This is a genomic window from Companilactobacillus halodurans, assembly GCF_009600985.1.
Lineage (GTDB): Bacteria > Bacillota > Bacilli > Lactobacillales > Lactobacillaceae > Companilactobacillus > Companilactobacillus halodurans.
Genome location: NZ_VDFP01000035.1, coordinates 1 through 9,650, shown reverse-complemented (window position 1 = coordinate 9,650; position 9,650 = coordinate 1). Strand labels below are relative to the sequence as shown.

Genomic DNA, 9,650 nt, shown 5'->3' with positions numbered 1-9,650 from the left:
ATGGATTTAGAAATCTTGACCATTTTATTAAGAGAATAAGATTGATTTGCGCATAAAAAAAGTACCCTCAATGAGGGTACTTAATAAGCTCAAAAATCATTCATCAATACGATTTGACAAAGAGCCAATTATTTACTTGATGAAGATGATGAAACATATCCTGAAAGAACATCTTTCAAATCGCTGTCCTTGATAGAAACATCAGCCTTCTTCAAGACTTTAGAAATAACTTTTTGCATCGTAGTTGAATCTTGTAACCATGAAGCATAAAGCTTAGATTTAAGTTCAGCAGTGTGATCGCTCATCTTACCCTTAGCAGGTTTCTTGAGAAGCTTGATTACGCTGTAGCCATAACTTGTTTTAACTGGTGTAGATGAGTAATCTCCGACTTTGTCAAGCTTGTAAGCAGCTGTCTTGAAGTCTGTATCAACACTAGTACTGTCATTATCGAATGAAGCCATCTTACCACCTTTGTTCTTTGTGGCAGAATCTGTTGAGTATTCTTTAGCTAACTTACTGAAGTCTTCACCATTTTGAAGTTTAGTAATAACTTCTTTAGCAGTAGCTTTCTTACTTACAAGGATTTGAGCTACTTGAATCTTAGGTTGGTAACTCTTCCATTCTTTCTTAAGATCCTTGTTTGTAACTTTCTTGTTCTTCTTTAGAGCAACTTTAGTAAGAAGATTTGTACGAATATTCTTCTTAAATTGGGCTGTTGTCATACCATTTTGTTGAAGAATAGAACTAAATGATGAACCATATTGGTTCTTGTACTTGTTGTATTCTTTAGTAACTTGTTTCTTAGAAACATCATCACCATATTGATTTTCAAGAGCCTTAGTAATAATCATGGTTTGAAGTGTTTGCTTACCGGATGAAGAACTCTTCATTTCTTTGTAGTATTGTTCTTGGGTAATTCTTCCACCCTTGAGAGTAGCAACAGTCTTGTTACCAGAACAACCAGCAACAACTGTTACCATAAATAGACCAGCAATAGCTAAGATCCATTTAGTTAAACGTTTATTCATCTTTACACATCCTTAATTAATCTGTCTACAATTGAAAAGACTACCATAAATTAAACTGAATAGTTTGTCATTTTATAAAAAAATCACAAAAAATTCATAATTAGTGCGAATTTTCCTTCAAGTCATCAAGATTATTTTTCATTGTTTGAATTGATTCTTGAAGTTGCTCTACATCAGGCTTAATGTCTGAAGCATAATTAGAAATATCTTTTTGAATCCCTGAAACGACCTCAGGGACAACAGCTGAATTTTTTTGAAGATCAGCTATTATATTTTTAAAATCTTTTATATTCTGAAATATGTTGGTATCATTATCCTTAGGTGTAGAATCTTTTGACTGAAATAGTTGCAATGCAGCTCCAGAAATAGATCCAACAATGAATCCAGCAAAGAATTTCATTTTAGTCCTCCAAGTGTTGCTTAATATTTTCAGCACGTTGTTTCAATTGACCGTCGCTTGCGACACCAGTATTGTCACCCCAGTGCATTGAAAAATCGTCATCCTTAGAATAACGAGGGACTAAGTGAACATGTGAGTGCATGACGCTTTGATAAGCGACTTCGCCATTGTTTTGGCAAATATTCATTCCGATAATTTTAGGATTGGATGCTTTGATAGCACGTGCAATCATAGGAATCTTCTTAAAGACGCGTTGTGCTAAATCTTCATCATATGCGAAGATATCTTTGACGTGTTTTTTAGGAACTACTAAAGTATGACCTGGCGTTACTTGAGAAACATCGAAAAAGGCCTTAATGTCGTCGTCCTCATAAATTGTAGTACTAGGAATCTCATTGTTAATAATTTTGCAAAAGATGCAATCATCCATGTAAAAATCTCCTTTCAAAAACAGCATTATATTTACTACAATGCTATCATATTAACATTATTAAAAACAGATATAGGTGGTTTAATCCATGACTTTAGAAGTAAAAGAACTGACCGGAGGGTACGGTCAAGTATCAGTTTTAAAGAAAGAAACCTTTACAGTAGAAAGTGGCCAGGTTGTTGGCTTGATTGGCTTGAATGGTGCTGGTAAATCAACGACCATTAAGCATATTATCGGTCTTTTGACGCCTCGTGGCGGTCAGATTTTGATTGACGGAATCAGCTTGCACGATAATGTCGAAAAATATCGTAAGAAAATCGCTTATGTTCCAGAGATGCCGATTCTTTACCCTGAATTGACTTTAAGAGAACATATTGATTTAACGATTATGGCTTACGATTTGGATCATGATAAAACTTGGGAAAACGCGAACGAATTGTTAAAGACATTTCGCTTGGATAACAAGTTGGATTGGTTCCCACAGAATTTCTCTAAAGGAATGAAGCAAAAAGTAATGATTGTTTGTGCGTTCATGACCGATGCCAGTTTGTTTATTATTGACGAACCATTCACCGGACTCGATCCACTAGCAGTCAATGATCTTTTGAATATCGTTGAAGCAAAGAAACAAGCAGGTTGTTCAGTTTTGATGTCAACTCACGTATTAGCTACTGTTCAAGACCATGCGGATAAATTTGTTTTGATCAATCACGGCCAAGTTAGAGCCGACGGAACTTTGGATCAATTGAAGTCGAAATTCGATATGAAGCAAGATTCTAATCTTGATGATATTTATATCAAGATGTCGAATGAGGATCTCTAATGTCAAAACTTTGGAATGAAAGATTAAGAAGACATCAACTTAATCAATTTAAATATCTCAGATTGATCTTTAATGACAATTTTGTTTTAGCTTTTATCGTTTTGATAGGAGCCTTAGGATTTTGGTATTCAAATCTTTTAGGAACGATTCATCATCAACTCTTACTGGGCAAGCCAATCGTTATTTTATTATTATTTTTGGCAGTTCAAGTTGGTGGGATTGCGACACTTTTAGAAGAACCTGATAGCACTTTTTTGTTAGTCAAAGAAAAGGAATTTTATCAGTATTTCAAATCAGCCAAAAAATACAGTGTCTTTTTACCAGTGGTTGAGTTAATGCTGGTCAATTTCTTGTTATCAGCCTTTGCTTCAAGAGGGGCCGGACTGCATATATTAGATATTGTAGTTATTGCAGTTGGCTTGATAATCTTTAAAGTTGGATTCTTGAATGTTAATTTAATGGAGATTTATGGTCGAGCTAAATTTGGCAGCTTGGGTTTACGTTTAGCTTCAAACTTATTGTTAGTAATTTCTTTAATCGTTTCAACTTATTTATTTAGCTGGATAATGATTATTGTTGCGCTAGTTTATTATTTCTTCTTGAACGCTCAAGTAAAAACTTTAGAGACAAGCGGTCAGTTACAGTGGAAATTAGCTATTGAAACTGAAAATCAACGAATGTTTCGGATTAAACGTTTTTACAATCTCTTTACCGATGTACCCGGAGTAAATAGCAAGATTAAACGCCGTAAGTGGTTAGATTCCTTATATAGTCCTATCAAATTCCAAAATAAGAGTACTTATCTATATTTATTTGCTCGAGGATTTGTTCGGAATAATGAATATTTAGGTTTATTTTTGCGTTTAACGGTTATTCAAGCTATTATGTTAGTTCTGATTGATAATTTCTATATTTCACTGATTGTGGAAATGTTGTTCATCTATTTAGTTGGTTTCCAATTGAAACCTTACTTTAAGGAAGTCATGCAAAATTTGATGCAACGTCTTTATCCAATCAGCGGCAAAGTTAAAATTGCTAATTTTACGAAACTTTGTACAGTCATCCTGTCGATTCAATGGGTGATCAGTGCCTTAGCAATTTTATACAAATTTGGTTTTAGTCTAAATAGTTTGATTATTATCGTGGCAGGATTTGCTGTTTTAATTTTCGTCAACTATTTCTATATGCCAAAACAATTGAAAAAATATTTAGATTAATGGAGAGTATTTATATTTATGCGACTTAGAAACAAGCCTTGGGCTAAGGACATGATCAATGAGAATCTTGATTTGATTGCCGTTCAGCCAGAAAATATGCAGGGGAAATGGCAGGATCGTTTTGCAAAAAATCAACCGCTATTTATTGAAGTTGGTTCAGGTAAGGGAAAATTCATTACTGAACTAGCACAAGAAAATCCTCAAAATAACTATATTGCAATGGACGTCCAAGAGGGTGCGATTGCTTTAGTATTAAAAAAGCAAGTTGAGTTAAGATTACCCAACTTGCAATTATTATTAGCTAACGGAGCTGATTTGTCAGAATTATTCGCCGAAAATGAAGTCAGTGGCGTTTACCTGAATTTCTCTGACCCTTGGCCAAAGACCAGACACGAAAAGCGTCGCCTGACTTATAAGACATTTTTGAAACAGTATCAATATATTTTAAAAGACGATGGCTATTTACAATTTAAGACCGACAATCAAGGTCTTTTTGAATATTCCTTAGTTAGTTTAAATAACTATGGGATGAAATTTGATGACATTTCTTTAGATCTTCATAATGATGAGACTTTAAATGCCACTAATATTGAAACTGAGTATGAAGAAAAATTCTCAAAAAAAGGCTTCAGGATAAATTACCTGAAAGCCCATTTTGAAAACTAATTATTGATTTGTGATTACTGTACTTTTTTAATGTTTAATAATTCACCAGTCAAAGCATCAGCAATGAAGTGATATTGGGCGACATCGAATTCGTCCATGGTAGTAACTCCACCAACGATTCCCCAAGTTGAACGACCATTTACGTCAACTCTTTGATAAAATGGTTCGACCCAAGAACCGATGACCTTACTATCTTCGCCTAAAACGGACTTGACTTTGTCAATTATTTTTTCGCTATCTAGATGGTGTTTTACTAAGACCGTAGCAGCTGCACCTGCAGCAAGTACAGTACCAGTAACGATTAATGAACCGATACCTTTTTTACTCATAAAAATCACTCCTTGATTTCGATTTAATATTATATTAACACCATTATATATCATTCTCGTAGTCAAGAGCACTTAATTGACCGTTTAACAAATAAAAAGTATCTTAAATGATAGAGGTGAAATGTTTATGAAGAATATTGAAGATTATAATGTAAAAGATTGGCACGAAGCTACAAAACAAGGGAAATTTATCCTATTTTTCCATGCCGACTGGTGCCCAGATTGTAAATTTATTGAACCTAAGTTGCCAGAACTAGAAAAAGAATACTCTGACTTTGAATGGATTAGTTTTAATCGTGATAATAACATGGAAGTTGCTCAAGAATTAGGAATTATGGGTATTCCTAGCTTTGTTATCATTGAAAATGGCCAAGAAATTGGTAGACTAGTAAATAAAGATCGAAAAACTAAAGAAGAAGTTGAGACCTTTATTAACAGTGTAGTTAACAAATAATTAATCAAGTGAGGGAAAAAACTTGCTATTAAGCTTTTATAATCCAGATGTTTTAGGGGATGTCTTGATTGTTGAAACGTCAGAAGATGTAACGACTCAAGATACGACCCAAAAAGATAATGTAGTACGTATTTTTAATGAAGAAACTAATGAAGCCATTGGTTTCAATTTTTTTGACCTAGGAGAAAAGCTAGGGATTCAAAATGACTCCGGTCAAGTATTTCTTGACGACAAGCAAGTAGACATATTAAATAATGCACTTGCTCAAGCAGGTTTTTCTGATAAATTAGAATCTGACAAGAGTCCAAAGTTCGTGATTGGACATGTTGACGAAATCAAGGATCATCCTGATTCTGATCATTTGCACATCACACAAACTGACGTTGGTTTAGATAAGCCAGTTCAAATTGTTTGTGGTGCTCCTAATATTGATCAGGGACAATTGGTTGTAGTAGCATTGCCTGGTGCGGTGATGCCGACTGGATCTGAGATTTGGCCTGGTGCTTTAAGAGGCGTAGATAGCTATGGAATGATTTGTTCTGCAAGAGAATTAGGCATTCCCAATGCACCTCAAAAGCGTGGTATCTTGGTTCTTGATAAGGGTACAGCTGGACAGGCATTTGATTTTAAAGAAGCAGAGAAAATGTTCGCTTAGGAGTTAATATGGAAAAGACAGTCTATCATTTTGTTGGAATTAAAGGAACAGGAATGAGTGCTCTTGCACTTATTTTGAAAGATTTAGGATATGAAGTTCAAGGATCAGATATCGATAAATATACTTTTACACAACGTGGACTTGAACAAGCCGGAATTAAAATTTTTTCGTTTGATGAAAAAAATATCCATGAAGGTTTGACAGTTGTTAAAGGAAATGCCTTTGATGATGATCAAGTAGAAATTAAAAAAGCTAATGATATGCATTTACCAGTGATTACATATCCAGAATTAGTTGGTAAGTTAGTTTCTGAATATACTTCTATTGGTATTGCTGGATCACACGGTAAGACTAGTACAACCGGCCTTTTGGCACATACATTGAGTGGAATTGCTAAGACATCATACTTAATTGGTGATGGTACTGGTAAAGGGGATAAGGATGCCAAATTCTTCGTCTTTGAAGCTGATGAATATCGTCGTCACTTCTTAGCTTATTCTCCCGATTACCTAATCATTACTAATATTGATTTTGATCACCCTGATTATTTCTTCGGTGGCATCAATGATGTAGTCGATGCTTTTGAGTCAGAAGCTAGAAAGACTAAAAAGGGTATCTTCATCTGGGGTGAAGATAAACATGCTAAATCAATTAAAGCTGACGCTCCAATCTATACTTACGGTTTGAACGAATCAGATTATATTCGTGCAACTAACATCAAACGAACTGTCAAAGGTTCTTCATTTGATGTTTCAATCAATGGTGAAAATATTGGTAACTTCCAAGTTCCATTGTTTGGTGAACACAATGTTTTGAATTCATTAGCTGTAATTGGAGTAGGTCACATGGAACACCTTGATCACGCTTTGATTAACCGTGAATTACAAACATTCAGTGGTGTTAAGAGACGTTTCAGTGAGAAGAAAGTTGCTGACCAAGTTATCATTGACGACTATGCTCACCATCCACAAGAAATTAAAGCTACTATCGATGCTGCAAGACAAAAATATCCTGATAAAAAGATTGTTGCTGTTTTCCAACCACATACTTATACCAGAACTTTAGCCTTGATGGATGACTTTGCTAAATCATTGGATTTAGCTGATGAAGTTTATCTAACTAATATCTTCGGCTCTATTCGTGAAGCTCATGGAGACATTACAAGTAAAGATTTAGGCGATAAGATTCATAAAGGTGGAAAAGTTCTAACGCTTGATGACTTGTCACCACTTTTGGATTACCACAACACAGTCATGATTTTCATGGGTGCTGGGGATGTTCAAAAATATGAAACTGCTTATGAACAATTATTAAGCAATTTAAATCCTAATCAACAATAAAATTTAAACAAACAAAAAGTCGCTGAATTTTCAGCGGCTTTTTTGTTTTAAAGTAATTTCAAGAAGACTGAAGCAATGATGACTGAAGCAACAGATACGGTAGCAAAGCCACCAACAAGCATCTTAGGAAGAATGCTTTCAATTAAGTAGGCCTCTTCATCTTCATCATTTGCGACTGTGTGGCAAACTTCGGTTGTCAGAATAAAGTCGGCTGGGAAACCAAACAAAGCAGTCAAGGAGCAAGCAAAGGCCATTTCACGGCTCAATCCTAATGGTTTAGCAAGAAGTGATGAAGCGATGAACATACCTAGAATGCCAAGCAGTATCAAAACTACGATTTGAATAATAATTTTCCCAATGATTTGAGGGGTTGTCAGACTCAATTGTGAAAAGATATAAGCAAGCAATCCATACATCAACCAATTGAAGACTTTAGCTTTGTCTAGTGCGTTATCTTCAATAAAGCCAAGTTGGTGAGCGATAACACCAAAGATCAAACAGATAACATTAGCATTGATTGCACCGTGCAATAAGGCTCCGACCCAGTTACCTAAAAGAGCAATCAAAGCAACTCGAGTGATGATAAAGACGGGCGTTTGAAATTCATTCGGTAATTTGAAGATTGTCCTTTGATTCTTTTCAGATTGATGATGTTTTTTCACCATCATGGCTACTTCTGAATTAGGATCGTCTTTTTCTTTTTGATACTTTGTCGTTAATCGTTTGCCTTCTTTACGGAGCAAAACTGAAGTCAAAGGATAACCGATCATTGAGTGCATAATGAACATTGAAACTGGCAAGGCTACTAAAGAAGTAATACCGGCTGCTTTTAGTCCATTTGTCATTAGTAAAGCTGCAACGATACCACCAGTTAGTGGAGGAACGGCTGCAACAACGGTCTTCCAATCAAAGAAGAAGGAACCGACAACTAAAGTAAAGAGTAAAGTTCCAGCAACGCCTAGTAAGGCGATACAGACGGCACGCCACTGATTCAATAGTTCTTTTAAATCCATCAAGGTCCCCATTTGAACCAAGAGTAGCGACATGGCAATGCCTACGAATTGAGAATTGTATGAAGCTTGGGGAACGATGTTCTTAGGTAAAACTGTCCAAAAACCGATGGCGAAAAGAACTGCAGTGATAAAAATCGATGGAACAAAAGCTCTAGTTGCAGTTGAAACCCATTCGCCAATCAGGAGAAAAGCCATCACGATAGTAAAAGAAAGTAAATATACCATAATTACTACCTCCTAAAATATTAAATTCTTAATGCAGAATTTATGCTGATTTAATTTTTAAAGCAATTAATAAACTGTTAAATAGACGAAAAGTATAAATATGAATAAAATAATTATTACTTTTTGACAATAAATTAAATACAACCTAAACTCAAACCAAATTAAATTTTGGAGGCTGTTTATTATGAAAACTCTCTATAAAAATTTTGGTCTATTCGATGGTGAGAAAGCAGAGACTCAACCTGATGCTTGGTTCATCATCGATGATGAGACTGGTGAAATTGAAAAATTAGGTTTTAAAAATGCTCCAGATACTGAAAAGGTGGTCGATTTAGCAGGAAAATTCGTCATGCCTGGCTTGATCAATACTCACGTTCACTTGATGATGAATGCCATTACTAATAAATTGGAATATTTGTCAGAAGCTGAAGTTACTTTTACTGCTCTAAATAATTTAAAAGAAGCTCTTAAAGCCGGAGTGACTTATGTTAGAGACTGTGGTTGCGCCTTTGATGTTGATATCAAATTACATAAGCTACAAGAAGAAGGCCAATTAGGTGGAACTGAAATCGTACCATCAGGTCGTCCAATGTGTATTACCGGTGGACATGCTGATTTTACTGAAGGCATAGATGGCGAGACGACTTGGGGCAATCTAGTTGATTCACCTGATGAAATGCGTCATGCTGTTCGTCGCGAGTTTAAATTAGGCGCTAAAAATATCAAGGTTATGGCAACTGGTGGCGTGATGTCCTCAACTGACCAAATTGATGATGTCGAGTTTTCCATGGAAGAACTTAAAACGGCCGTTGAAGAAGCTCACACAAAACACATGACAATTGCTGCTCATGCTGAAGGAACTGTTGGTATTCACAATGCAATTCTTGCTGGCGTCGATTCGATTGAACATGGTTGTTTGATCAGTGACGATGATATTGAATTGATGGCGAATTTTATAATCAAGTTAGCCACTTTCAATAAAATTCCAAAATAAAAACACCAAGACGAAAAAATCAGGTATCATTGGAGTTCTCCACAAACAATGAAAGAGGTTTTTCGTCTTGATGCAA

The 9,650-nt window shown here is 35.3% G+C and carries 12 protein-coding genes; 7 read left to right on the top strand and 5 right to left on the bottom strand.

What is annotated here, in order from left to right:
- Positions 1-128: 128 nt before the first annotated feature.
- From FHL06_RS11545 to FHL06_RS11535, 3 genes are all read right to left on the bottom strand, one after another.
- Entirely contained in the window at positions 129-1,028 is a 900-nt protein-coding gene (locus FHL06_RS11545) for a peptidylprolyl isomerase PrsA (protein WP_153386722.1), read from the bottom strand.
- A 100-nt stretch (positions 1,029-1,128) separates the two neighbouring features.
- Entirely contained in the window at positions 1,129-1,428 is a 300-nt protein-coding gene (locus tag FHL06_RS11540) for a hypothetical protein (RefSeq protein WP_153386720.1), read from the bottom strand.
- Between the two features lies 1 nt (position 1,429).
- Positions 1,430-1,858 carry an HIT family protein gene (locus FHL06_RS11535; RefSeq protein WP_153386718.1) on the bottom strand — a complete coding sequence of 143 codons (429 nt, stop codon included), beginning with the start codon at positions 1,856-1,858 and terminating at the stop codon, positions 1,430-1,432.
- An 88-nt stretch (positions 1,859-1,946) separates the two neighbouring features.
- Between FHL06_RS11535 and FHL06_RS11530 the strand changes: the two genes are divergently transcribed.
- The 3 genes from FHL06_RS11530 to trmB are packed head-to-tail and all read left to right on the top strand — an operon-like array spanning position 1,947 to position 4,564.
- Complete coding sequence (locus FHL06_RS11530; protein ID WP_153386716.1) at positions 1,947-2,681, top strand: ABC transporter ATP-binding protein; 735 nt, start codon at positions 1,947-1,949, stop codon at positions 2,679-2,681.
- Positions 2,681-3,898: an ABC transporter permease gene (locus FHL06_RS11525; RefSeq protein WP_153386714.1), complete on the top strand. Its 1,218-nt coding sequence runs from the start codon at positions 2,681-2,683 to the stop codon at positions 3,896-3,898. The genes FHL06_RS11530 and FHL06_RS11525 overlap by 1 nt, the downstream gene beginning before the upstream one ends.
- Positions 3,899-3,916: 18 nt before the next feature.
- Positions 3,917-4,564 (top strand): tRNA (guanosine(46)-N7)-methyltransferase TrmB, encoded by a 648-nt coding sequence (gene trmB, locus FHL06_RS11520; protein WP_153386712.1) that lies wholly within the window; start codon positions 3,917-3,919, stop codon positions 4,562-4,564.
- 14 nt (positions 4,565-4,578) lie between these two features.
- Here trmB and FHL06_RS11515 read toward each other — a convergent pair whose 3' ends face one another.
- Positions 4,579-4,893, bottom strand: a complete 315-nt coding sequence (locus FHL06_RS11515) for a hypothetical protein (RefSeq protein WP_153386710.1) — start codon at positions 4,891-4,893, stop codon at positions 4,579-4,581.
- 127 nt (positions 4,894-5,020) lie between these two features.
- Here FHL06_RS11515 and FHL06_RS11510 point away from each other — a divergent pair, with 127 nt between their 5' ends.
- The 3 genes from FHL06_RS11510 to murC are packed head-to-tail and all read left to right on the top strand — an operon-like array spanning position 5,021 to position 7,342.
- Positions 5,021-5,347, top strand: coding sequence for a thioredoxin family protein (locus FHL06_RS11510; protein ID WP_153386708.1), 327 nt, complete (start codon positions 5,021-5,023; stop codon positions 5,345-5,347).
- Between the two features lie 22 nt (positions 5,348-5,369).
- On the top strand, positions 5,370-6,002 hold the full coding sequence (ytpR, locus tag FHL06_RS11505) for a YtpR family tRNA-binding protein (RefSeq protein ID WP_153386706.1): 633 nt from the start codon (positions 5,370-5,372) through the stop codon (positions 6,000-6,002).
- A gap of 8 nt (positions 6,003-6,010) precedes the next feature.
- The gene (gene murC / locus FHL06_RS11500) at positions 6,011-7,342 is read left to right on the top strand and encodes a UDP-N-acetylmuramate--L-alanine ligase (RefSeq protein ID WP_153386704.1); all 1,332 of its coding nucleotides are present in this window, start codon (positions 6,011-6,013) and stop codon (positions 7,340-7,342) included.
- A gap of 47 nt (positions 7,343-7,389) precedes the next feature.
- On the opposite strand, the gene FHL06_RS11495 is transcribed toward murC, so the two are convergent.
- A complete protein-coding gene (locus FHL06_RS11495; RefSeq protein WP_153386702.1) occupies positions 7,390-8,580 on the bottom strand; it encodes a hypothetical protein in 1,191 nt (396 codons plus the stop codon).
- A 184-nt stretch (positions 8,581-8,764) separates the two neighbouring features.
- Here FHL06_RS11495 and FHL06_RS11490 point away from each other — a divergent pair, with 184 nt between their 5' ends.
- Positions 8,765-9,574 carry an amidohydrolase family protein gene (locus tag FHL06_RS11490; RefSeq protein WP_238334029.1) on the top strand — a complete coding sequence of 270 codons (810 nt, stop codon included), beginning with the start codon at positions 8,765-8,767 and terminating at the stop codon, positions 9,572-9,574.
- Positions 9,575-9,650: the final 76 nt, after the last annotated feature.

What these genes read in the sequence shown, in the direction of transcription:
- FHL06_RS11545 (WP_153386722.1), bottom strand. Translation starts at nt 1,028, where the DNA reads ATGAATAAACGTTTAACTAAATGGATCTTAGCTATTGCTGGTCTATTT.
- FHL06_RS11540 (WP_153386720.1), bottom strand. Translation starts at nt 1,428, where the DNA reads ATGAAATTCTTTGCTGGATTCATTGTTGGATCTATTTCTGGAGCTGCA.
- FHL06_RS11535 (WP_153386718.1), bottom strand. Translation starts at nt 1,858, where the DNA reads ATGGATGATTGCATCTTTTGCAAAATTATTAACAATGAGATTCCTAGT.
- FHL06_RS11530 (WP_153386716.1), top strand. Translation starts at nt 1,947, where the DNA reads ATGACTTTAGAAGTAAAAGAACTGACCGGAGGGTACGGTCAAGTATCA.
- FHL06_RS11525 (WP_153386714.1), top strand. Translation starts at nt 2,681, where the DNA reads ATGTCAAAACTTTGGAATGAAAGATTAAGAAGACATCAACTTAATCAA.
- trmB (WP_153386712.1), top strand. Translation starts at nt 3,917, where the DNA reads ATGCGACTTAGAAACAAGCCTTGGGCTAAGGACATGATCAATGAGAAT.
- FHL06_RS11515 (WP_153386710.1), bottom strand. Translation starts at nt 4,893, where the DNA reads ATGAGTAAAAAAGGTATCGGTTCATTAATCGTTACTGGTACTGTACTT.
- FHL06_RS11510 (WP_153386708.1), top strand. Translation starts at nt 5,021, where the DNA reads ATGAAGAATATTGAAGATTATAATGTAAAAGATTGGCACGAAGCTACA.
- murC (WP_153386704.1), top strand. Translation starts at nt 6,011, where the DNA reads ATGGAAAAGACAGTCTATCATTTTGTTGGAATTAAAGGAACAGGAATG.
- FHL06_RS11495 (WP_153386702.1), bottom strand. Translation starts at nt 8,580, where the DNA reads ATGGTATATTTACTTTCTTTTACTATCGTGATGGCTTTTCTCCTGATT.
- FHL06_RS11490 (WP_238334029.1), top strand. Translation starts at nt 8,765, where the DNA reads ATGAAAACTCTCTATAAAAATTTTGGTCTATTCGATGGTGAGAAAGCA.